Source organism: Nonomuraea sp. B19D2 (assembly GCF_040137845.1).
Taxonomy (GTDB): Bacteria; Actinomycetota; Actinomycetes; order Streptosporangiales; family Streptosporangiaceae; genus Nonomuraea.
In genome coordinates, this window is the sequence record NZ_JBEFAK010000022.1 from 1 (window position 1) to 22,963 (window position 22,963).

The 22,963-nt window shown below is 70.8% G+C and carries 20 protein-coding genes; 15 read left to right on the forward strand and 5 right to left on the reverse strand.

What is annotated here, in order from left to right; translation table 11 throughout:
• The first annotated feature begins 91 nt into the window (after positions 1-91).
• Positions 92-1,048: a methyltransferase domain-containing protein gene (locus ABN273_RS33565; protein ID WP_349453099.1), complete on the forward strand. Its 957-nt coding sequence runs from the start codon at positions 92-94 to the stop codon at positions 1,046-1,048.
• A 201-nt stretch (positions 1,049-1,249) separates the two neighbouring features.
• Here ABN273_RS33565 and cydB read toward each other — a convergent pair whose 3' ends face one another.
• Both cydB and ABN273_RS33575 read right to left on the reverse strand, forming a co-directional pair.
• A complete protein-coding gene (gene cydB / locus ABN273_RS33570) occupies positions 1,250-2,179 on the reverse strand; it encodes a cytochrome d ubiquinol oxidase subunit II (protein ID WP_349453100.1) in 930 nt (309 codons plus the stop codon).
• A gap of 11 nt (positions 2,180-2,190) precedes the next feature.
• Positions 2,191-3,534, reverse strand: coding sequence for a cytochrome ubiquinol oxidase subunit I (locus ABN273_RS33575; RefSeq protein ID WP_349453101.1), 1,344 nt, complete (start codon positions 3,532-3,534; stop codon positions 2,191-2,193).
• Positions 3,535-4,077: 543 nt separating this feature from the next.
• Here ABN273_RS33575 and ABN273_RS33580 point away from each other — a divergent pair.
• The 4 genes from ABN273_RS33580 (at position 4,078) to ABN273_RS33595 (ending at position 6,903) form a co-directional block, all read left to right on the forward strand.
• A complete protein-coding gene (locus ABN273_RS33580) occupies positions 4,078-4,785 on the forward strand; it encodes an SRPBCC family protein (protein WP_349453102.1) in 708 nt (235 codons plus the stop codon).
• A 96-nt stretch (positions 4,786-4,881) separates the two neighbouring features.
• Positions 4,882-5,778, forward strand: a complete 897-nt coding sequence (locus ABN273_RS33585) for a hypothetical protein (protein ID WP_349453103.1) — start codon at positions 4,882-4,884, stop codon at positions 5,776-5,778.
• A 41-nt stretch (positions 5,779-5,819) separates the two neighbouring features.
• A complete protein-coding gene (locus tag ABN273_RS33590) occupies positions 5,820-6,485 on the forward strand; it encodes a DsbA family oxidoreductase (protein WP_349453104.1) in 666 nt (221 codons plus the stop codon).
• A gap of 10 nt (positions 6,486-6,495) precedes the next feature.
• The gene (locus ABN273_RS33595) at positions 6,496-6,903 is read left to right on the forward strand and encodes a MarR family winged helix-turn-helix transcriptional regulator (RefSeq protein WP_349453105.1); all 408 of its coding nucleotides are present in this window, start codon (positions 6,496-6,498) and stop codon (positions 6,901-6,903) included.
• Here ABN273_RS33595 and ABN273_RS33600 read toward each other — a convergent pair.
• Positions 6,871-7,530, reverse strand: a complete 660-nt coding sequence (locus tag ABN273_RS33600) for a thymidine kinase (protein WP_349453106.1) — start codon at positions 7,528-7,530, stop codon at positions 6,871-6,873. The genes ABN273_RS33595 and ABN273_RS33600 overlap by 33 nt on opposite strands.
• 101 nt (positions 7,531-7,631) lie before the next feature.
• Here ABN273_RS33600 and ABN273_RS33605 point away from each other — a divergent pair, with 101 nt between their 5' ends.
• The 5 genes from ABN273_RS33605 (at position 7,632) to ABN273_RS33625 (ending at position 14,545) form a co-directional block, all read left to right on the forward strand.
• Positions 7,632-9,632, forward strand: a complete 2,001-nt coding sequence (locus ABN273_RS33605) for a hydantoinase/oxoprolinase family protein (RefSeq protein ID WP_349453107.1) — start codon at positions 7,632-7,634, stop codon at positions 9,630-9,632.
• Entirely contained in the window at positions 9,625-11,433 is a 1,809-nt protein-coding gene (locus ABN273_RS33610) for a hydantoinase B/oxoprolinase family protein (RefSeq protein ID WP_349453108.1), read from the forward strand. The genes ABN273_RS33605 and ABN273_RS33610 overlap by 8 nt, the downstream gene beginning before the upstream one ends.
• Positions 11,434-11,446: 13 nt before the next feature.
• Positions 11,447-12,331 (forward strand): Gfo/Idh/MocA family protein, encoded by an 885-nt coding sequence (locus ABN273_RS33615; RefSeq protein ID WP_349453109.1) that lies wholly within the window; start codon positions 11,447-11,449, stop codon positions 12,329-12,331.
• Between the two features lie 88 nt (positions 12,332-12,419).
• Positions 12,420-13,427, forward strand: a complete 1,008-nt coding sequence (locus tag ABN273_RS33620) for an NAD-dependent epimerase/dehydratase family protein (protein ID WP_349453110.1) — start codon at positions 12,420-12,422, stop codon at positions 13,425-13,427.
• 62 nt (positions 13,428-13,489) lie between these two features.
• On the forward strand, positions 13,490-14,545 hold the full coding sequence (locus ABN273_RS33625) for a dihydrodipicolinate synthase family protein (protein ID WP_349453111.1): 1,056 nt from the start codon (positions 13,490-13,492) through the stop codon (positions 14,543-14,545).
• A gap of 15 nt (positions 14,546-14,560) precedes the next feature.
• Here the strand turns inward: ABN273_RS33625 and ABN273_RS33630 are convergent, their stop codons facing one another.
• Positions 14,561-15,796 carry a hypothetical protein gene (locus ABN273_RS33630; protein ID WP_349453112.1) on the reverse strand — a complete coding sequence of 412 codons (1,236 nt, stop codon included), beginning with the start codon at positions 15,794-15,796 and terminating at the stop codon, positions 14,561-14,563.
• A 29-nt stretch (positions 15,797-15,825) separates the two neighbouring features.
• On the opposite strand from ABN273_RS33630, the gene ABN273_RS33635 reads away from it, so the two are divergent.
• From ABN273_RS33635 to ABN273_RS33655, 5 genes are all read left to right on the forward strand, one after another.
• Positions 15,826-16,977 carry a DegT/DnrJ/EryC1/StrS family aminotransferase gene (locus ABN273_RS33635; RefSeq protein ID WP_349453113.1) on the forward strand — a complete coding sequence of 384 codons (1,152 nt, stop codon included), beginning with the start codon at positions 15,826-15,828 and terminating at the stop codon, positions 16,975-16,977.
• An 86-nt stretch (positions 16,978-17,063) separates the two neighbouring features.
• Positions 17,064-18,308 carry an ABC transporter substrate-binding protein gene (locus ABN273_RS33640; RefSeq protein WP_349453114.1) on the forward strand — a complete coding sequence of 415 codons (1,245 nt, stop codon included), beginning with the start codon at positions 17,064-17,066 and terminating at the stop codon, positions 18,306-18,308.
• Positions 18,309-18,341: 33 nt separating this feature from the next.
• Complete coding sequence (locus ABN273_RS33645) at positions 18,342-19,208, forward strand: carbohydrate ABC transporter permease (protein WP_349453115.1); 867 nt, start codon at positions 18,342-18,344, stop codon at positions 19,206-19,208.
• Positions 19,205-20,071: a carbohydrate ABC transporter permease gene (locus ABN273_RS33650; RefSeq protein WP_349453116.1), complete on the forward strand. Its 867-nt coding sequence runs from the start codon at positions 19,205-19,207 to the stop codon at positions 20,069-20,071. The genes ABN273_RS33645 and ABN273_RS33650 overlap by 4 nt, the downstream gene beginning before the upstream one ends.
• Positions 20,072-20,081: 10 nt before the next feature.
• A complete protein-coding gene (locus ABN273_RS33655; protein ID WP_349453117.1) occupies positions 20,082-20,969 on the forward strand; it encodes a dihydrodipicolinate synthase family protein in 888 nt (295 codons plus the stop codon).
• Between the two features lie 44 nt (positions 20,970-21,013).
• Here ABN273_RS33655 and ABN273_RS33660 read toward each other — a convergent pair whose 3' ends face one another.
• On the reverse strand, positions 21,014-22,963 hold the full coding sequence (locus tag ABN273_RS33660) for a ligand-binding sensor domain-containing protein (RefSeq protein WP_349453118.1): 1,950 nt from the start codon (positions 22,961-22,963) through the stop codon (positions 21,014-21,016).

Genomic DNA, 22,963 nt, shown 5'->3' on the forward strand with positions numbered 1-22,963 from the left:
AAGAACACCGATTCACCCGATTCCAAAAACAAGACAAACGATGCTAAAGTGACTATTGAGGCGATTGCTTCCTAATAGTCACCGATTACGGGTGACCTTCTCAAACACCATCTCCCTGGGCGCGGCCCCCGACTGGCGACACGCCGCCAAGCGGTACGGCGGGGCGCCAACCTCTTCTTCCACCCTGCCGTCCCTCGTCGTGCGTATGTGGGAGGACGCTGACCTTACGCAGGGACACAGGGTGCTGGAGATCGGCACCGGTACGGGATACTCCACCGCCCTGGCGTGCGAACGTCTCGGCTCGGACGCGGTGACCTCCATCGAGGTGGACTCTCAGCGGCTCAACCAGGCCGCCGCAACGCTGTACAGCCTGGGCCATGTACCCGATCTAGCCGTTGCGGACGGCCTGTACGGCTATTGGCCCTGCGCTCCCTACGATCGTGTCGTGGCCGCCTGCTCCTTCCGTAACGTCCCACCCCCACTGATCGCGCAGACCCGCCCTGGCGGCAAGATCCTGCTCACGCTGAGCGGGTGGCTCTACGGCTACGCCCGCGTCCTGCTGACCGTGTCGAGCACCGGGACCGCAGAAGGAATGCCCCTGCCAGGGACGGTCTCCTTCATGTCCGTCCGCGCGCACGCCGCCCCCGCATTCGGCAATCCCGCACACTGGGGGGACGCCCTCGCTAAACAGGGGCGGACGGCTCGACATGGCCCGGAACTGATCAATGCTGCGAGTGAGCAGGCATTTCATCTGCGCTTTCTTGCGCAGTGCGCCATTCCCAACGCTCAGATGATCACCATCGATGACCCTACGCACCTTATCGATGTCGTCTCGGGCTCTGTCGCAGCCCTCACTCCCAGCGACGATGGCTGGCAGGTGCGCCAGCACGGCCCGCTACTGCTCTGGGATGCCGTTGAGAATGCGATCGACGCCTGGCAAGACGCCGGACGCCCGGACCAAACCAGGTTCGGGCTCACCATAACCAGAGACGGCCAACGGGTCTGGCTCGGCGATCCTCGTGGGCCGAGCTGGAGCTTGCCCGCTTAGGAACTGCCACGGAACTGAGGGTACGTTTGTGTCCCCTACGTGGCTCGGCCTCTCTTCGGTTTCGGGTACCCGCCGGGCCCTGGAGATGGCGGACGTCGGCTGCGTGCTGGACCTCGGCCGCGTGCACATCACCGGCCCCGCCCCGGCCCTCGCCGCCGACCCCCGCCTCGGCCGCCTCTACCTCGGCGGCTCCCTGGCCACCTAGCCGTGTGCCGTGCGGGTGGGCTGCTGGGAGCGGGCCACCTGGACGGGCGTCGTTTCCACCCGGACCCGCTTTCTGAACACCCAGTACGTCCACCCCTGGTAGACCAGCACGAACGGCAGCGCGATCAGCCCGATCCAGCTGAGCATCGTCAGCGTGTACGGCCCCGAGGCCGCCTCGGCCAGGGTCAGGCCGGGGAGCGGCTGGACGCGGAGCTCCATGAAGACCGCCAGGGTGGTCAGGACGATGGCGCCGGCCGTGGCCGTGAAGGCCCAGCCCTCGCGGCGGCGCCAGATGAGCGCCGTGGCCGCGGCCAGGGAACCCATGGCGGCCAGCGCCGGGAGCGAGCCCAGGCCCGACAGCGCGGCCACGGCCACCGGGATGGCGACCCCGCTGGCGGCCAGGGCGACGGCGCGGGCACGGCGGCGTACCGGACCCGTGGTCTTGAGTGCCAGGAAGACGGCCCCGTGCAGGGCGCACACGGCCAGGGTGAACGCGCCCCCGAGCAGGGCGGCGGGCAGGCTGTCGTACAGCAGGTCGGCGAAGACCGCGCCCCACAGGAACGCCGGGAGCACGCTGCCCACCACGATGCCGAGGTCGCACCAGCGCGGGTCGGTCACCTTGCCCCGCCACTCCAGGCCGACGCCGCGCACGATCAACCCCACCAGGACGAGCGTCACCGGCAGGTAGAACGTGCTGAACACGCCCGCGTACCAGGCGGGGAAGGCGGCGAACATGGCGCCGACGGCGGTGATCAGCCAGACCTCGTTGCCGTCCCACACCGGGCCGATGGTCTGCAGGCTCTGCCGCCGCTGCTCGGCGCTCCTGCTCACGATCGGCGCCAGCATGCCGACGCCGAAGTCGAAGCCCTCCAGCACGAAGTAGCCCGTCCAGAGGAAGGCGATGATGACGAACCACAACTCGATCATTGTCTTACCCCTCAGTACATCAGCGACGGCTCGAGCCGCTCGGCCGTGGGTGCGGGCGCCTGCTCCTCGACGCCCTTGCGGACATGCCTGGTCAGCAGCACGCCTTCGGCCACTGCGAGTGCGCCGTACAGGAGCGTGAAGACGGTCAGCGAGGTGGCCACCTCGGCCAGGCTCACGCCGGGCGACACGCTGGAGGCGGTGAGCAGCTCGCCCGCGACGGTCCACGGCTGGCGGCCGATCTCGCTCAGCAGCCACCCGGCGATCATCGCGGCCGCCGGCAGCGGCAGGGCCAGCAGCATCGCCCGCGACAACCACCTCGGGAACTCGCGCCTGCGCCGGGTCAGCCAGAGGCCGAGCACCGACAGGCCCACCGTGGCCATCCCGAACACGATCATCACCCGGAACGACCAGAACACGACCGGCTGGTTGGGCCGGTAGTCGCCCGGGCCGAACTGCTGCTCGAAGCGCCGCTGCAGGTCCTCGGTGCCCTGGACGGTGGCGTTGGGGTCGTGGGCGGCCAGGAAGCTCAGCACGCGGGGGATCTCGATGCCGGGCGCCACGGAGAACGCCGCGCCCGCCGTGTCGCGCTCCAGGCCCTCCGCGGAGGCCAGCTTCATGGGCTGCTGCTCATACAGCAGCCTGGCGGACGTGTCGCCGGTGCCCGCGACGACGGCCCCCGCGATCGCCGTCATCACCAGCGCGGCCCTGGCGGCGCTGCGCCACATGGGGGCGCGCGTCCTGAGCAGCCAGTAGCCGCTCACGGCCAGCACGAAACCGCCCGCCACGACGAACGCCGCCCCGATCACGTGGGGCACCTGCGCGAGCGCCGTGGAGTTGGTGAGCACGGCCCACAGGTCGGTCATCCTGGCCTTGCCGTCCACGACCTCGTAGCCGACGGGGTGCTTCATCCAGGCGTTGGCCGCAAGGATGAAATATGCCGACAAGTTGGACCCGATGGCGGCCGCCCAGATGCACGCCAGATGCACCTTCTTCGGCAACCGCTCCCAGCCGAAGATCCACAGGCCCAGGAACGTGGACTCCATGAAGAAGGCGAGCAACGCCTCCATGGCCAGCGGCGCGCCGAAGACGTCGCCGACGAACGTGGAGTATTCGCTCCAGTTCATCCCGAACTGGAACTCCTGCACGATGCCGGTGACCACGCCCATGGCGAAGTTGATCAGGAACAGCTTCCCGAAGAACTTCGTGAGCTTCAGGTAGTGGTCCTTCCGCGTGCGGTGCCAGGCCGTCTGGAGGCCCGCCACGAAGATCCCCAGACCGATGGTCAGGGGCACGAACAGAAAGTGGTACACGGTGGTCACTCCGAACTGCCACCGCGCCAGGTCAAGTGCGTCCATCTTCCGTCCACTCCGTGAGCTCTACAAGCTGTAGTTCATCTACTTGAAGTAGTACTACAAGTCGTAGAGCAATGCGATGCGAGCTTGGTCACATCGCTGTCCGCCGGCTGTTGCTGCGTAACCGAGGATCCCGCGCCGGACGGGTCCGGCGCGTCAGCCGCCGGGTTGATTCATCCGTACATCGAAGGGCGGAGAAGTAGCATTGCGGTACGTGAGGCTTCTGTGACAGGAGGTGTGCGATGGCGATCTGGCAACCCACAACCAAGTGGCGCGCGCCACTCCTATGGCAGTTGTTGCCCTTATCTGCCCGTTCCTGTCTGCCTAAAGTGGTCCCGGGCATCCATCACCGGCATGTCCGCCTGGTGCAGCGGGGGGATGGCTACGCCTACACCATCACGAAGGAGGAGGAAGTATGCGCGCTTCCCGCTTGAGGCTATCCCGGGGGTGCCGGGCCACCCCTGGGGGGACCCCGATTCCTCCCAGCCCTGAAGCTCAAGGGCCGGGTGTCCTTGGGGGACTCCGATGAAAGTGGCGGGTAGTGCCGTGATCGGCGTTCAGCGGGATCGGGTGTGGGCGGCGCTCCAGGATCCCGCGGTGCTGGTGCGCACCATTCCGGGGTGCGAACGCCTGGAGGAGACCGGGCCTGACACCTACCGGATGACGGTCAACGCGGGGGTCGCGTCCATCAAGGGCGTCTACCAGGGGGAGGTGGCGCTGGCCGACCCGCTGGCGCCCGAGAGCTTCACGCTCAAGGCGCGGGGGCAGGGGGCGCCCGGGACGGTGGACGCCACCGTTCTGGTACGGCTGAGCGAGGTCGAGGGCGGGACCCGGGTGGACTACGACGCCGACGCGGTGATCGGCGGGATGATCGGCGGGGTCGGGCAGCGCATGCTCGGCTCGGTGGCCAAGCGGACGGCGGGGGAGTTCTTCTCGGCCGTCGACGACCATCTGCGTGGGGCGGCGGGAGCCGGCGTCGGCGCGCTCGGCGACGATCGCGCCGAGGGCCGTTCACCCGTGGTGGCAGAGGGTCCTGTGGCGCCGGAGCAGGGCGCGGGGACCGCACGCCGTGGCCGGCCTGCGCAGGCGCCCGGCCCAGTTTACGAGCGGCCCGCCAAGCGGCCCCGCAAGCGGCACACGGAGACGCGGCCGTGGGTGATGCTGGCGTCGTTCGGGATGGGGGCGGGCATCGCGCTCACGGGCGTCGCGGTGGGCTGGCTGCTCGGACGCGCCTCCCGGCGCCCGCGCCCTTGACTTGAGTTGCCGGCTTTCGACGTGCGGGCCGGCGATGCAAAGGTGCGGGCTCGGTGGCCTCTCGCGGAAAAGGATCTCCAGGCGTAGCGTGGTTTCATGCGGCAGGCACACGCGGAAGACGCACGGACCGAAGCCAGGCGAGTCGTACGCAACCTGCTGGGCGAAGAGCGCCCGACAGCCGACACCCTGATCGCGGACGTGCGCCCGGTGCTCGGGGAGGAGCGCACCGCCCGCACCCTCGATCTGGCGCTGGGCGCCTCGCTCACCCGGCGCTCGGCCGAGCTGGCCGCCATCGCCGCGCTGCTCGTCGGCACCCGCGAGCTGGGCGCGGAGTGGTGGAGCCGGTCCAGGGGCGGCAAGCTCCCGGCCCCGGACGAGGTGGTGCGCACGGCGGTCGCGATCGAGCCGTGGACCGATCTGACCGCGCTCGAGATGCTGGCCGCCTGGATCTCCGACGACGCCGCCGACCAGATGTGGGGCCGGCCGGTCGCCGAGGTCGATCTCAACTCGTGGCAGGCCGAGGACCGGTTCGAGCTGCCGGCGGGAGTGAAGCCGGGGCAGCGGCTGGTCGTCCACTTCGACGCCGGCGGGCGGCTGGACGCGGTCGTCACCCGGCGGCCCGACGACGAGCTCGGGTCGAACCTCGACTTCCACTCCCTGCGCTACTCCCGGCCCGCCGAGGCCCAGTGGAGCTGGGGCGTGGCGGCCGGGCTCGGGCCGCACCGGCTGCCCGGCGAGGACCCCGACCCCTACGCCCGCGAGGTCCCCGCCGCCGCCGTGGGGGTCCTGCGTGCCTGGGCGCTGCGGCACGGCGCCACCCGCGAGCAGCTCGGCGAGCGGTGGGAGACGGTCGGCGACGTGGTGGCCGCCATCGAGCGGGTGGACTGGATGTGGCGCAGCGGCGAGTGGTTCGGGTGGTGGCGCGGCGCGTCGGCGCTGGTGGACGACTCGGCGTACCTGCCTTACCGGCTGGAGGAACTGGCCGCAGGATAGGAATCAGCGGCGGCGCCCGGCGGTTGCCCATATGCGTGAAGGTGGAAATTTTCTCCGACGTCGTATGCCCCTGGTGCTATATCGGGCACACCAGGTTCGCCAAGGCCGCCGAACGGTTCCGCGCCAAGGGCGGCACGATCGACGTGACGATGCGCCCGTACCAGCTCAATCCCGACGCCCCGGCGGAGGGCGAGCCGCTGATCCCCTCGCTGGAGCGGAAGTTCGGGCCGAACGCCGGTCAGATGGTCCGGCGGGTCGTCGACACCGCCGCCGGCGACGGGCTGACGCTCGACTTCGACCACGCGGTGAGCGCCAACACGTTCGAGGCGCACCGCCTGATCGAGGTGGCCGAGCGGCAGGGGCGCGGCAAGGAGATGGCCGAGCGGCTGTTCCGGGCGCACTTCACCGACGGGCTCAACGTGGGGGACCAGGACGTCCTGGCCAAGCTGGCCGCCGAGGTCGGGGTCGAGGACGGCGGCGAGGGCGCCGACCAGCTGCGCGAGCAGCTCGACCGGGCGCGGGCGCTCGGGATCAGCGGGGTGCCGCTGTTCCTGTTCGAGGGCAAGTACGCGGTGTCGGGGGCCCAGCCGGAGGAGGCCTTCGCGGCGGCGATCGACGAGGTGGCGGAGCGGACCGGTCAGACGCCGATCACCCAGCTGGCCGCCCCGGCCGACGGGTGCGACGACGACGGATACTGCGCCGTGTGAGAATCGTGACGTGTCGCGACGCCGCCGCCTCGGCTACCTGCTCAAGCACGCCAACCTGCGCCTGGCGGAGCTGACGGGCCCGGCGCTGGAGCCGCACGGGATCGACGGGCGTGAGTTCGCGGTGCTGTCGGTGCTCGGCACGCGGGAGCCGCTCTCCCAGCTGGAGGCCGCGCAGCGGCTGGGCATCGACAGGACGACGATGGTCGCCCTGCTGGACGGGCTGGAGCGGAAGAAGCTCGTCGGGCGCCGGCCGCACCCCGGCGACCGGCGCAAGAACATGGTGGAGCTGACGGAGCACGGCAGGGAGGTGCTCGACGGGGCCACGCGCGCCGTGGAGGCGGCCGAGGAGGCGTTCCTCGCCGCCCTGCCGGGCGACGACGCGCGGCTACTCAGACAGCTGCTGGACCGCCTCGTCTGAGCCCTCGCCGAGGCGGCCGGAGCGGTGGTGGCGGCGGCAGAGGACCTGGTAGCGCACGTGTGAGGTGTCGGTGTCGCCGATCACGACCTGCTCGCCCGTACGGGCCATCGCCCCGCCCACCACCCGGGCGTTGAGCTGCCCGGGACGCCCGCACCAGCACAGCACCTCGACCTGCAGCCGGCACACCTCGTCCGCCAGCTCGAACAGCCGCTGCGCCGCCGGGAACATCACCGACCTGAAGTCCGAGGCCAGCCCGAACGCGTACACGTCCACGCCGTGCTCGTCCACCAGGTCCGCGAGCTGCTCGATCTGCTGGACGGTGTAGAAGCAGGCCTCGTCGCAGATGAGATAGTCGATGCGATCGCGGGAGGTGACCAGCCGCACGAGGTCGAGCGAGTCCTCCACCTCGATCGCGTCGAGACCGAGCCCGATCCGGCTGGTGACCTTGGGGCCGCCAGAGCGGTCGTGCTTGGTCAGCACCAGGCCGCGCCTGCCCTGACGTCCGTGGTTGTAGTTCATCTGGAGCGCCAGTGTGGACTTCCCGCAGTCCATGGGGCCGAAGAAGAACTTGAGCACGGCATCCCTTGCCCCAGAGGGCACGGCAGACAAGGCAGACAGTTCGGTCACGGGGGGCCAGCTTAGTGGCTTGGCTTGTTCCACGACCTCGTGGGACATTTCTCCTCTGAAGTAAGCAGCAGGAACTCTGGTCACCGGCCAACCGAGGAGCCATGCATAGCGTCCGTATCGGAGTGGACACCGGGGGAACCTTCACCGACGTGGTCGCGGTGGACGAGGAGACCGGTGAGATCCTCAGCACCAAGACCCCTTCGACGCCCGCCAACCCGGCGGACGGGTTCGTCGCGGGCATCGCGAAGCTCGGCGGCCTCGACGCCGGCTCGATCGTCCACGGCACCACGGTGGCCACGAACCAGCTGCTCGAAGACCGGATCTCCAATCTCGGGTTCATCACGACCGAGGGCTTCGAGTTCGTCCTGGAGATCGCCAGGCAGAGCGTGCCCGACGGCTACGGCAACTCCTATTTCTGGGTCAAGCCGCCGAGGATCGTTCCGGTGCACCTGGTCAAGACCGTCGGCGGGCGGCTCGACCACCGGGGCGAGGAGGTGCGGCCGTTCTCGGAGGAGCAGGCCGTCGAGGTGGCCCGCTGGTTCAAGGCCAGGGGCGTCACGGCGATCGGGGTCTGCTTCCTGCACTCCTACGCCAACCCCGAGCACGAGCGCCGCATGCGCGAGGTGCTCTGGCGCGAGCACCCGGAGGCGGTGATCTCGCTGTCGAGCGACGTGCTGCGCGAATACCGGGAGTACGAGCGCTCGGTCACCACCCTCGTGGACGCCGCCGTCAAGCCCGCGATGCGCGGCTACATCGCTAACCTGTCCAACCGCCTCGGCAAGCCGTTCTCGGTCATGAAGTCCAACGGCGGCATCCTGTCCGCCCGCGAGGTCGTCAACCAGCCGATCACCACCGTCCTGTCGGGCCCGGCGGCGGGGGCGCTCGGCGCGGCGCTCATCGCCTCCACGGCGGGGCACCAGTCGGTGATCACGCTGGACGGCGGCGGCACCTCGACCGACGTGGCCGTGGTGATCGACGGCGAGCCCTCCCTCACCACCGAGGGCTCCGTCGGCCGCTATCCCTGCAAGATCCCGATGATCGACATCATCACCGTCGGCGCGGGCGGCGGCTCCATCGCGTGGATCTCGCCCGAGGGCACGCTCAAGGTCGGCCCCAGGTCCGCGGGCGCCGACCCCGGGCCCATCTGCTACGGCAGGGGCGGCACGGAGGTGACGGTCACGGACGCGCACGTGTTCCTGGGCCGGATCCCGCCCCACCTGCTCGGCGGCGAGATCCCGCTGGACGCCGACGCCGCGCGCGGCGGCATCGAGGCGCTGGCGGACAAGCTCGGCCTCACCCCCGAGCGCACGGCGACCGGCATCCTGGAGATCAGCGCGTTCAACCAGAGCAACGCGATCAGGCAGCTCACCGTCAAACGCGGGCTCGACGTGCGGGACTTCCCCTTGGTGACGTTCGGCGGCTCCGGGCCGCTGCTGGCGTGCCGGCTGATCGACATCCTCGGCCTGCCGGCCGTCGTCGTCCCGCGCGACCCCGGCAACGTCTCGGCGTTCGGACTGCTCACGGTGGACGTCAAGAACGACTACGTCCGTACGTACGTCACCCGCGAGCTGTCGCTCGGCAAGGCGGTCGAGATCTTCCACGACCTGGAGCATCAGGCGGGCGAGGCCCTCGACCGGGAGGGCTTCGCCGACCCGGTCTACCTGCGCAGCGCCGACCTGCGGTACTACGGCCAGGCCTACGAGGTCAGCGTGCCGGCCCCGGCGGGCGAGATCGACGACGACTGGCAGGCCGAGGTGATCGACCGCTTCCACGAGGCCCACGAGAAGCTGTACGGGTACGCGTACCGGGATGATCCCCGCCACGGCGTCGAATGGGTGAACCTGCGCGTCTCCGGCATCGGCCCCATCACCCGCCCGGCCATCCGGCGCCTGGAGAGCCCCGGAGAGGGCGCCACCTCGGTACGCCCGGTGCACTTCGACGAGACCCGCGACACCCCCATCCACCAGCGCTCCGCCCTCGGCCCCTGCGCCGTGGTCAAGGGGCCGGCGGTGATCGAGGAGTACGGCTCGACGATCCCCATCCACCCAGGCTTCACCGCCAAGGTAGACGAGTACGGAAATGTGGAGATAAAGCGTGACTGATCCGATTTTGGTGGAGATCGTCGAGGGCACGCTGGCGTCCGTCGAGAAGGAGGTCGAGACGGCCATCGCCCGCACGGCCCGCTCGCCGATGATCCGCGACGCGCACGACTTCCGCGCGGGCATCCACGACGTACGGCTGCGCAAGCTCACCGGCCGCTCCTACAGCGCGCTCGTCCAGCCGGTCGTGCGCGACTTCCCCGTCGAGACGATGAAGCCGGGCGACGTCTACTTCCACAACGACGTCTACCTCTCCGAGGGCGGCATCGGCCACCTGCCCGACCTGTGCGTGACCGTGCCCGTCTTCCACGAGGGCTCCGTCGTCGCGTTCGTGCAGGCGTTCGGGCACCACGACGACATCGGCGGGTCCGTGCCCGGCTCCATGCCCTCGCATGCCAGGTCGGTCTTCGAAGAGGGCCTGATGGTGCCGCCGATCAAGCTGTGGGACCAGGGCGTGCCGAACGAGGCGGCGCTGCGCATCATGACCCGCAACTCCCGCATGCCCGACTCGCTCGCGGGCGACCTCGACGCCGAGTGCTCGGCCTGCCTGATGGGGGCGCGGCGGCTGGGCGAGCTGTTCGAGCGGTACGGCAGGCAGGCCGTCGAGGAGTGCTTCGACGCGATCATCTCCAAGACCACCGAGACGTTCCGCAGGGAGCTGCTGGCCAAGATCCCCGAGGGCACGTACGTGTGGGAGGACTACGCCGAGCACGACGGCGTGGACGAACCACGGCTGCACGCCCAGCGCATCACGCTCACGGTCGACCACTCGGCCGACTCGCCTCTCACGATTGACTTCACCGGCACGTCGCCGCAGGCCAAGGGGCCGATCAACCACGCGGGCGACTACGCCGGCGGCGTCTTCCTGAAGAAATGGCTGGCCCCGGTGCTGCGCAACCTGGCCGACACGCCGGAGCGGATGGCGGATCTGGACGTCAACGAGGGCGTCGTGCCCCTCATCAAGATGATCTTCCCGGAGAAGGGCACCCTGCTCACGCCGGTCTTCCCCGCCCCGACGAACGCCCGCACGTTCGTCATCCTGCGCCTGCTCGGCGTGCTCGCCGGCGTGCTGGCCAAGGCGACGGGCGGGCGCATGCCGGCCGACCAGGAGACCATCCGCTACACCGGCGTGTACGGCACCGGCGACGACGAGCAGCCGTACCTGATGCGCGAGGTCCTCGGCGGCGGCTCCGGCGGGCGCTGGTACGCCGACGGCGAGGACACCATCCACGTCGTGCCCGACTCGCGCAACATCCCCGTGGAGTTCGCCGAGGCGCGCTGGCCGTTCCTGGTGGAGCGGCTGGCGCTGGCCTGCGACTCCGGCGGGCCGGGGATGTTCAGGGGCGGGCTGGGCTACGACAAGCACATCAGGATGCTCAGGGACGCCTCGTACATGTCCATCGCCGACCGCTCGATCCTGTCCTGCTGGGGCGTCAACGGCGGGCTCGCCGGGCGGCCGTTCCGGGTGGAGATCGCCGGAAAGGAGATGGAGGGGCTGGTCGACGACCACCCGGTGCAGGCCGGCGAGCTGATCCGCATCCGTACGACCGGAGGCGGAGGCTGGGGCTCCCCGTACGACCGGGATCCCCGGGCGGTGGCGGCCGACGTGCGGGACGGGAAGGTGTCGATCGCGGGCGCGCTGGGGGACTACGGCGTGGTCCTGGACGGCGACCGCATCGACGAGCAGGCCACCGCCGAGCTCCGCGCCCGGCTGCGCCCTCCGGCCGACCGCTTCTTCGACCGGGGGCCGGGGTATGCGAAGTTGGCAGGCGGACGGGCGTTCGCCGAGGTGGACGAGCTGTAGAGGAGCCCGAATCGTGCGTATTGTCCTCGCTGGGCTCGCCACCAGCCATCCGTACACCGATGCCCGCACCCTCACTCACCACGCCGAGCTGGTGGTGTGGGAGCAGGACCCCGAGCGGCTGCGGCGCTTCACCGACGAGCACCCGGCGGCGAAGGTGGCCGGCAGCCTCGGCGAGGCGCTGGCCACCGGGCCCGACGGCGTGGTGCTGACCGTGCCCAACCCGCAGGTGCCCGAGGCCCTGGCGCGGGTGCTGGAGACCGGCGTGGCCTGCTTCGTGAACAAGCCGGCCGCCGCCAGCAGGGCCCAGCTCGACGCGCTCGACCGGCTGGCGATCCACGAGCGGGTGCTGTCGAGCTCGGTGCTGAGGTTCGCTCCCGCGTTCGCCGGGAGCCGGGTCGATCCCGGCGAGGTGCTGGCCGTGCGGGCCACCGTGCGGCACGACGTGGGGCTGTGGGCCGACGGCTACAACGCCTGGCAGGACACGCCGGGCGAGGGCGGCGGGACCATGGTGACCATGGGCATCCACGGCGTGGAGCTGCTGGTCGCGCTGCTGGGAGCGGACGTGCGGCTGGTGGGCGCCGCCGGGGCCAAGCGGCACTACCAGGGCCTGCGCTCCGAGGACACCGGCGTGCTGGCGCTGCGGTGGGGGAGCGGCGTCACGGGGACGGTCGAGATCCTCGGCGTCTCCGAAGGCGAGTCCTACGCCGTCACCCTGCACGGGCGCGGCGGCTCCGACACGATCGTGATCGAGAGCGGCGACGACCCGCTCATGGGGCTCGGGTACGAGGGCACCATCGACGCGTTCCTCTCCATGGTGGGCGGCGCGCCCAGCCCGGTGCCATGGGAGCAGACGAGGGCCATCCTCGAGGTGCTGGTCGCCGCCCGCGAGGTCGCCTGACCCAGTTGTCCTGTCTGTACCCGTTGACAGCCGAAGTCCGTCAGAGTTACGGTCTGGACCGTAAATAGCGGACGGAGGAGATACGCGCGTGCGCACGACAGCGGAACTCGAGGAGCGCCTTGCGCGGCCCAGCGCCGGGCTCGTGGACGATCTGGCCGGGCTCGACGGCGACATCCTGATCCTGGGCGCCGGCGGCAAGCTGGGGCCGAGCCTGGTGCGGCTGGCGCTCAACGCCACCCGGGGCAGCCGGCGGATCATCGCCGTCTCGCGCTTCTCCGAGCCGGGGCTCGCCGAGGCGCTGGCCAAGGACGGCGCGACGGTGGTCTCCGCCGACGTCGCCGACGAACGGGCGCTGCGGGACCTGCCCGCCGCGCCGAACGTCGTCTTCCTGGTCGGTGCCAAGTTCGGCACGCAGGGGCGTGAGCACGCCACCTGGTTCACCAACGCGTACCTGCCCGGGCGGGTCGCCGACCGGTTCAGGGACAGCAGGATCGCCGCCCTGTCCACCGGGAACGTCTACCCGCTCGTCCCCGTCACCGGCGGCGGCAGCACGGAGGACTCGCCGGTGGGGCCCGTGGGCGACTACGCCATGAGCTGCCTGGGCCGCGAGCGGGTGCTGACGCACTTCGCCGAGACGTACGGCACGCCGATGTCGCTGATCCGCCTCAACTACGCGGTCGAGCTGCGTTACGGCGTGCTCGTCGACCTGGCGCAGAAGGTGCTCGCCGGGGAGCCCGTCGACCTGTCGACGGGGCAGGTGAACGTGGTCTGGCAGGGCTACGCCAACGAGGTGACGCTCCGGTCACTGGCGCTGGCCGGCACGCCGCCGTACGTCCTGAACGTCACCGGCCCCGAGCTGCTCTCGGTGCGCCGGATCGCGCTGGCCCTCGGCGCGGCGCTGGGCAAGGAGCCGGTGTTCACCGGCGAGGAGGCGCCGACCGCGCTGCTGTCGAACGCGGGGCGCTGCCACCGCCTGTTCGGTTACCCGGACCTCACGCCCGCCGAGCTCGTCGAGCACACCGCGCGCTGGGTGGCGGACGGCGGACCGCTGCTCGGCAAGCCCACCAAGTTCGAACGGCGTGACGGCCGCTTCTGATCGGACTCCGGCACGCGGGGCGTCACCCGCGTGCCTCACCAATGACCAAAGGGGGACCTCACGTGCTCAGCACGGCTCCAGAGGCGCAGACGTCCGTGCGCGATCTGTTCAGGCGTGGCCTGGTGATCCCGGCGCACCCGCTCGCGCTCACCGAGGACAGGAAGCTGGACGAGCGCCGCCAGCGGGCGCTGACCCGCTACTACGTCGAGGCGGGCGCGGGCGGGCTGGCGGTGGGCGTCCACACGACGCAGTTCGCCATCCACGGCACCGGCCTGCTGCCGCCCGTGCTCGAGCTGGCCGCGAGCACCGCCGGGGAGTTCGACCGCGAGGTGGTGCTGGTGGCCGGGGCCACCGGGCCCACGGCCCAGGCGGTGGCGGAGGCGGAGCTCGCCCGGTCGCTCGGCTATCACATGGTGCTGCTCAGCCCGTACCGGGAGCTCGACGAGAACGGGCTCATCGAGCGGGCCAGGGCGGTGGGCGAAGTGCTGCCGGTGATCGGCTTCTACCTGCAGCCGGCGGTGGGCGGGCGCCCCTTATCCCGAAATTTCTGGACACGTCTGGCTGCGGTGGAGTCCGTGGTGGGCATCAAGGTCGCCCCCTTCGACCGGTACCGCACGCTGGACGTCCTGCACGGCGTCGTACGCGCGGGGCGGGCCGGGGAGGTGGCGCTCTACACCGGCAACGACGATCACATCCTGGCCGACCTCATCACCACGCACCGGGTGGTGGTGGACGGGCGCGAGGTGGACGTCGAGTTCGTCGGCGGGCTGCTCGGCCAGTGGGCGGTGTGGGTGCGGCGGGCCGTGGGGCTGCTGGAGGAGGCCAAGCTCGCCCGGGGCGGTGACGACTCGGCGGTACGGCGGCTGCTCACGCTGGACGGCCACCTGACGGACGCCAACGCGGCCATCTTCGACTCGGCCAACGGGTTCCACGGGTGCATTCCGGGGATCCACGAGGTGCTGCGCCGCCAGGGGCTGCTGGCGGGGCGCTGGTGCCTCGACCCCGCCGAGGAGCTGTCTCCTGGGCAGCTGGACGAGATCGACCGGATCTGGGGCGCGTACCCGTGGCTCCGGGACGACGACTTCGTCGCCGCCGGCCTCGACCGCTGGCTCTCCTGACCGGTGCGGGCCCGCTCAGATGGTGAGGCGGTAGAGGGTCAGGGGGCGGCCGCTGGAGCCGCTGGTGAGGTTGCCCGTGCGTTCGGCCAGTCCCGCCAGCTCCAGCCGGTGGAGCATGCGCCGGGCCGTGCGCTGCTGGACGCCCAGGCGGTCGGCGATCTCGCGGGTCGTCAGCGGCTCGTCCCCGGCCGCCGCCCGAGCCTCCAGGAGCTTCTCCAGCGTGGACACCGACAGGCCGACGCGACGTGCGATGACCGGGAGGTTCTGCGTGCCGGCCGGGGCCGAGGTGACCGACTCCAGGACGATGTCCGTGTCAGCGCGCAGCGACAGGACCGCGGCGACCTCGCCGATGCGGCGGGCCCTGGCGAGGGCGCGGCGGGCCAGGCTCTCGGCCTCCGCCGCGCTGCGGCCCAGGCCGAAACCGACGCGTACCAGGTCGTTCTGGGCGGCCAGCCGCGCCAGCATGGGCAGCCCCGTGAAGCCGCCCGTGGCGTCGTGCAGCGGGCCGCGGGTGGTCACCAGCAGGTGCGTGCCGCCGCGGAAGGCCGCCAGGGTGCCGCCGAGCGCCGTGGCCTCGCGCAGCAGCCCCTCCTCGTTGGCCACCTCGATCAGCCCGAGCGCGATCTGGGCGTCCTCCTGCGCCTGTCCCTCGGCGGTCAGCATGAGCTGGCGCAGCGCCACCCGTACCGAATGGACGGACGGGACCAGGCGCAGCACGTGCCGCTCGTCGCGGAGGGCCTCGTGCACGGAGCTCAGGCAGGTGATCACCGCGTGGGCGGGGCCCTTCCGGTGGAAGGCGACGGCCTTCTTGGAGGTCATCTCCGGCCGGTACGGGAGCGTGCGCAGGTCGGCGGTCGGCAGCCCGGCCTCGTCGAAGGTGGCGTTGACGTCGGCGGCCGACAGCGTGTCGATCGACAGCCGGGTGACGTCCTGGCCCTGGCGCTGGAGGCGTACCAGGGCGCTGAGCAGCGTCGCGCCCGAGTAGTCGACGAACGCCGCCGGACGGGTGAGCGCCTCGGCGTCGCGGGAGAGCATGTAGGGCACTATGCCGGTGAACAGCCACCCCTCGACGGCGGAGGCGTGCGCCTCGACGATCGCGGGCGCCTGCGACTCGTGGTCGTAGTCGAGGCGCAGCGTGCTGACGCCGGGCTGCTCCTCGCAGACGGCCGCGACGTCGTCGACCAGGTCATGCGGTCCGACGACCCCGATGACGATTCCCACCCACGCCTCCCTCTCGCTATTTTCGGTCAAGACCGCAACTATAACTTGTGAGGTGCCCGGTGAAGTTCCCGTCCATGGCAGAGGCGGCCGGCCGTACGCTCGGCGACGAGGAGGTGGCCGCCGCCGAGCGGGTGATTCGCTCCGGCATGCTCAACTCCGTCTGGGGGACCGAGGCGCGGGCGCTGGAGAGCGAGATCGCCCGCGTGTACGGCACCCGCCACGCGATCGCCTGCAGCTCCGGCACCGCGGCCCTCCATCTGTCGGTCGTGGCGGCCGCGCCTGACCCGGGGGACGAGATCATCACGACACCGATCACGGACTTCGGGACCGTGGCCCCCATCTTGGCGCAGAACGCCGTTCCTGTCTTCGCGGACGTGGATCCGTCGGACGGCAATCTCGATCCCGGCGCGGTGGCCGGGCTCATCGGACCGCGAACGAAGGCGATCATGGCGGTCCACCTGTTCGGCGCGCCGGCCAGGATGGACGAGCTGCGCGCGCTCGCCGACGAGCACGGCCTCGCGCTGATCGAGGACTGCGCGCAGGCCTGGCTCGCCGAGCTGCCGGACGGCCGGCTCGCGGGCATGGTGGGCGAGGTCGGCTGCCTCAGCCTGCAGCAGTGGAAGCACATCACCTGCGGCGACGGCGGCGTGGCGATCACCGACGACGACGAGCTGGCCAGGCGGATGCGGCTGTTCTCGGACAAGGGCTGGGACCGCGCGGCCGGCCGGTCGCACGCCGCCTTCGGGCTCAACTACCGCATGACCGAGCTCCAGGCCGCCGTGGCCCGCGCCCAGCTCGCCAAGCTCCCCGGCGTGCTCGCCGCCCGCCGGCGCACCGCCGTACAGCTGCTGGACGCCCTGAAAGGCCTCCCAGGGGTACGGCTGCCGCGCCCGGAGGGCCACGCCTGGTGGCTCTTCCCGGTCGTGTGCCCGGACGGGGACGCGCCTGAGCTGGCCGCGCACCTGGCGGCGGCCGGGATCCCAGCGCGGGCGGGCTACCTCGCCGAGCCGCTGAACAGGGCGCCCGTGTGGGACGCGGCCATCTACGGGACCTCCCGCTACCCGCTCGACGGCTACCGGCCCAACCCCTGCCCGCAGGCCGAGCGTATGGTGGACCGGACGCTGCTCGTGATCGACTGGAACGAGAACTACACGTCCGAGCACGTCGAGCTGATCGCCGCTGAGATGGCGAAATTTCGGGCTCGACCGTAGTTACGTTCATGTATCAGCCATTGACCCGGCCAGATGCGCTCACTAGGTTTCGGTCAGGACCGGTATTAGTCGAAAGGAAGCCGCAGATGAAGAAGGCAGCGGCAGTCGGCATCGTGGCCGCCCTGAGCTTCGCGGCCGCCGGGTGCGGATCCAGCAGCGGCTCGGACAAGAGCACCGTGACCCTGTGGATGTATCCCGTCATCGGTGACCAGGCCAAGAGCCAGGCGTTCTGGGGCAAGGTGGAGAAGGACTTCGAGGCCGCGAACCCCACGATCGACGTCAAGATCGACCAGCAGCCCTGGGAGGGCCGCCAGGAGAAGGTCACCACCGCGCTGGTCTCGAAGAAGGGCTTCGACCTGGTGGTGCTCGGTCCCGACCAGATCCCGCAGTACGCCCAGCAGGGCATGGTCGAGGCGGTGGACGACATCGTCGCCCCGGCCAAGGCCTCGTACCTGCCGAACTCCCTGACCGCCCTCACCGTCAACGGCAAGCTGTACGGCGTCCCGATCTACCAGACGATCACCGCGCCCATCTACAACAAGAAGCTGTTCGCCGACGCGGGCGTCGAGAAGGCGCCGGAGACGCTGGCGGAGCTGAAGGAGGCCGCGCCCAAGCTGGCCGCGAAGAAGGTCGCCGTCCTGGACTATCCCGGCAAGCCGGACGTCAGCCTCAACCAGAGCTTCTACCCGATCCTCTGGGCCAACGGCGGCTCGGTCTTCGCCCCCGACGGCAAGAGCGTCGCGTTCAACGGCCAGGAGGGCGTGGACAGCCTGCAGCTCCTGCTCGACCTGAAGGCCGCGGGCGGCCTGCCGGAGAACACCGCGAGCAAGGGCAACGACATCGAGGGCGGCCCGCTGGCCGCCGGCAAGACGGCCATGTACCACGCGGCCACCGCGGGCCAGGCCGACCAGCTCGCCGCCGCCATCGGCGCCGAGAACCTCGGCATCGGCCTGCCGCTCGAGGGCAAGAAGCGGGTGGCGTTCGGCATCCCCGGAGCCCTGGTGCTGGCCAAGCACTCCGAGAACAAGGACGCGGCCAAGAAGCTCGCCAGCTACCTGGCCTCGCCGGAGGTGTCGGCCGCGCTGGCGAAGGAGTCGGGCTTCTTCCCGGCGCGCACGGACGTCACCGTGCCCGACCAGTCGGCGTCCTCCACGGAGTTCGCCAAGTCCCTGCAGTACGCCTTCCCCGGCGACTCCCACCCCAAGGCCCGCCAGGTCATGAGCGTGCTCGCGCCGCACATCCAGGCCGCGCTGCTCGGCAAGGAGGACGCGAAGACCGCGCTCGACGCGGCCGCCAAGGAGGCCAACCAGCTGCTCGGCAGCGGCGGCTGAGCCCCCGCACACTCACCAGAAAGGAAACACCTGGTGCGTCAACGCCTGCGTGACCCGGTCACCGGCCTGCTGTTCGTGCTGCCCGTGCTCGTGCTCTTCCTGATCTTCCGGATCTTCCCGTCGCTGGGCGCGGCGGGGATGAGCCTGACGAACTGGAACATCGGCGGCGAGTGGGACTTCATCGGCGCCGACAACTACGCCCGGCTGCTCGACGACGTGAACTTCTGGCTGAGCTTACGGGTCACGCTCGTGTACGTGGTGATCTACGTGCCGCTCACGCTGCTGGTGGCGCTCGGCACGGCGTTGCTGCTCAACCAGGTGGTCTTCCTGCGCGGGCTGTTCCGCGGCATGCTCTTCCTGCCGTACGTGACCAGCTTCGTGCTGGCGGGCATCATCTGGCGCTGGATCTACGAGTTCGACGGGCTCATCAACGGCCTACTGGCCAAGGCGGACCTCGGCCCGGTGGCGTTCCTGGAGCAGTCGGCACTGGTCCTGCCCGCGCTCGCCGTGGTGTCGGTGTGGAAGGGCTTCGGCTACTCGATGCTGATCCTGCTGGCCGGGCTGAAGTCGATCCCGTCCTCGTACCTGGAGGCGGCCAGGGTGGACGGGGCGAGCGCGTGGCAGCGGTTCCGCCGGATCACGCTGCCGCTGCTCAAGCCGACGATCTTCTTCGTCGTGGTGATCGAGACGATCAGCGCGTTCCAGACCTTCGACACCGTCTACGTGATGACCGGCGGCGGCCCGGTCAGGGCCACCTACACCCTCATCTATGGCATCTACGACCACGGCTTCAGGTCGTTCGACTTCGGCTACGCCGCCACATGGGGCATGGTGCTGTTCGCCATCGTGCTGGTCGTGTCGCTGGTCCAGCGCCGCTTCCTGGATCGGGGGAACACATGACGATGACCGCGTCCCGGCCCGTCACCGAGGTGCGGGCCCGGCAGGCGGCCCGCCGCCGGTGGTGGCAGGGCAGGTGGCCGCTCGTGGCCCTGCTCGCGCTGCTGTCGGTGCTGACCGTCAGCCCGTTCGTGGCGATGTTCATCGTGGCGCTGTCACCGGCGGGCCGGCTCACCGTGCCGGCCCAGTGGCCGGACTCGCTCACGTTCGACAACATCGCGCGGGTGCTGTCGTCGTCGGGTTTCGCCACGTGGACGGTCAACTCGCTGGTGTACGCCGTGGTCTCCGTGGTGATCATCCTCCTCACCTCGTCCATGGCCGGGTACGCCTTCGCCAAGAAGCGCTTCCCCGGCCGCGAGGCCATGTTCTGGACGTTCCTCGCCACCATGATGGTGCCGTTCCAGGCCACGCTCATCCCGACGTTCGTGCTGGTCAACAGCCTGGGCGGGGTGGACACGTTCTGGGGGCTGATCGTGCCGACGCTGGCCAACTCGCAGGCCGTCTTCCTGATGCGGCAGTTCATCCTGGGGCTGCCGGACGAGCTGTTCGACGCGGCCAAGGTGGACGGGGCCTCGGAGTGGCGGGTCTACTGGACGATCGTGGTGCCGCTGACCAGGCCGATCCTGGCCACGCTCGGCGTGTTCGTGTTCCTGTGGCACTGGAACGACTTCCTGTGGCCGCTGGTCGTCGGGCAGAGCGACGCCACCCGCACCTTGACTGTGGGGCTGACCACGCTGCGGACCGAGGAGCTGCAGCTGTCGGTGCTCATGGCCTCGGCGGCCGTGTCGGTGCTGCCGTGCCTGCTGGTGTTCTTCCTGCTGCAGCGGTACCTGGTCAACAGCATCGCGATGACCGGCCTGAAATAAGGTCTTGCGGGTGGATATTGCTGTACGAAACCTTCGGGACCGGCTCCGCGGCGCGCTGATCGCCGCCGCGGCCACCCCCATGACGGCGTCCGGCGAGGTGGACCTCGACGTGGTCGCCCGCTACCTCGCCGGCCTGGTGGCCGACGGCGCCACCGGCCTGGCGGTGCTCGCCCACACGGGCCGCGGACCGTACCTCGCCCCGGACGTCCGCGCCGGAGTCATCGAGCGCGCGGTGGCCTGCGCGGCCGGCAGGGGGGTGCCGGTGCTGGTCGGCGTGGGCGGCGGGCCGTGCGATCCGGCGGAGCAGGCGAGCGTCGCGGCCGAGCTGGGGGCGGACGGCGTGCTCGTGTTCCCGTCGGACGGAGACCGGGTGGCGCTGCACGAGGAGGTGTGGCAGGCGGCCCGCCTGCCGATGATCGCCTTCGACCTCTACACCCGCCCGTGCCCCGCCGGCACGCTGCGCGAGCTCCTGCGGCACCCCGGCGTGGCGGGGCTCAAGACCGCTCTGCTGTCGGACGCCATGGGCTGCCAGCGCGCCATCGCGCTCACCAAGGAGGCGGACAGGCTGGCGATCACGGGTGAGGACCGCATGTTCGGCCCGTCCCTGCTGTGGGGCGCCGAGGCGGCCCTGGTCGGCATCGCGGCGGCGAGCGTCGGCGTGACCGCCGCCGTCCTGGAGACGTTCGGCGGCAAGGACCTGGGCGCCTTCGCCGCGGCCTCCGGGCGGCTGGACCGGCTGGCGCAGGCCACGTTCACCGAGCCCATGGAGGGCTACGTGCAGCGCATGCTCTGGCTGGCCGCCGCTGAGGGCCGCGTGCCCGAGTCGCACGCCCATGACCCGTACGGCCCGCCCCTGCCCGAGGAGGAGCGGGCCGGGGTGGTCGCCGGTTCCCGGTGAAGCCGGCGTAGCCCTGCCGCGGGCCGGGCTACGCCGAGGCGGCGTCATCGGCCCGCGATGGCCACCCTGACGAGGTTGCGGGCGCGCACCGCGTACAGGGCCCGGTGGGAGGGGTCGAGCGCCAGCTTGGGCTCGCCGCCGAACCACTGCCCGGCCAGCCCTTCCACGATGGGCTCGGCCGTGAACGCGACCAGGTCGATCTTGTAGATCGCGGCGCCGTCCGTGCAGTACGCCACCCGGCCGGTGACGAACAGCTCGCCGCCCTTCGAGCCGACCTTGATCGTCCTGGTGACCTTCTTGCTCCGCAGGTCGAACTCGAACACCTCGCCCGTGCTCGCCATGCCGTACAGGGTGTTCGTCCTGCCGAAGGAGAGCGAGGAGATCTGGCGGGCGCCGGGAACCGGCTCCGTCTGCCAGAGCAGCTTCCGCGTGACGAGGTCGAAGGCCGCCAGGCGGGCGGTCGTCGTGACCGGCGGCAGGCCGAGGCCCTCCTGGATGAGGGTGCCGAGGTAGGCGACGCCGCGCCGGGCGGCGACCGAGTAGACGGTCTGGCGCTCCACCACCGGCCGGTACGTCTCGAACTTGCCGGTGCCGGGCGAGTAGAGGGAGAGCGCGCCGTTCATGTGGCCGGGCTCCGGCTGGGTGGGCATCACGATCAGGCCCGTCGCGGTGTCGTAGGCGAGGTCGCGCGGGCGGTCCTGCTGGTTGCCCGTGCGGGCGATCAGGTCGGCCTCGGTCTTGCCGGGGCGGTGCGCGTACAGGGCCGCCTGGGTGTAGACGCCCAGGTACGTGGTGTCGCCGACGGTGAGCAGCGTCTTCGGCTCGCCCGAGATGGCCAGCCGGGTGACCTTGCCGGTCGCGAGGTCGTGGACGTCGGCGCCGCCCTTGCCGCCGACGTAGACGCGCCGGCCGTCGGAGTGCACGGACATCGGCTCCTCGGGAGCCGACTTGAAGCCGCGCTGCACGAGATTGACGTAGTCGAGGGAGCCGGTCGCCGGGTCGTAGACGAAGACCGCGCTGTCCTGGATGCCGTAGATCCGGCCCTCGTGGGCCAGGAGGCGGTGGGTGGCCGCCTCGAAGTACGGGACGCCGAGCACCTCCAGCTGCGCCGTGGCCAGGTGGTAGCGGTAGAACGTGCCGGAGGGGCGGCCCGCGAAGTAGACGTACCCGTCGTGGATCAGGACCGAGACGATGTACTTCTCGCCGGCGGCGGTGGCCTTGACGACCTTGTGGTTCTGCGGCGCGGCCTTCTCCAGCACGAGCAGCTCGCCCAGCGAGTTCATGCCGCCGGCCAGGTGGGTGTCCGACATGGCCAGGCTGGCGACCCAGTCGCGGTCGGCCACGGCGGACGGCAGGAGCTCGCGCTTCTCGCCGGTCGCGCGGTCGATCGCGATCAGGTGGGCGTTGGCGCCGATCCCGGCGTAGACGTGCGTGTCGTCGGCCTGGATGCTGCGGACGTACGCCTCGCCGGGGGCGGGCTGGCCGAGGTCGCGGCTCGTGCCCGTGGCCGGGTCGTACTCCCAGACGCGGCCCGGCTCCGACGTGCCCAGGTAGACCTTGCCGTCGGGGGAGGAGGCCATGGTCCAGATGTAGCGGTCGGGGTATTCGGCGACCTTGGTGACCTGGTTCGCGACAGTGTCGATCTTGTAGAGGTCGGATCTCGCGTGGGTGCCGACGTAGACGTCGGTGCCGACCTTGCACATCGCCCAGATGCCCACGCCCGTCGGGATGTCGAAATGGGCCGTGACCGAATCCTTGGCGAGGTCGTACGCGCCGACCACGTTGGGCGACAGGCCGCGCGAGCCCGCGTAGAGCACGCCGCCGACGAACTCGCCGTTGCCGAGCGGGCTGGCGACGCTCGCCGGACCCATGTCGGTGATGGTGCCCTCGGGCTGCGTGTTCTCGCGGGTGGCGGCGCGGGCGGGGGTGGCCGTGAAGGTGGCGGCCGCCGTGGTCGCGGCGGCCGCCTGGAGGAAACGACGGCGGGGGATCAT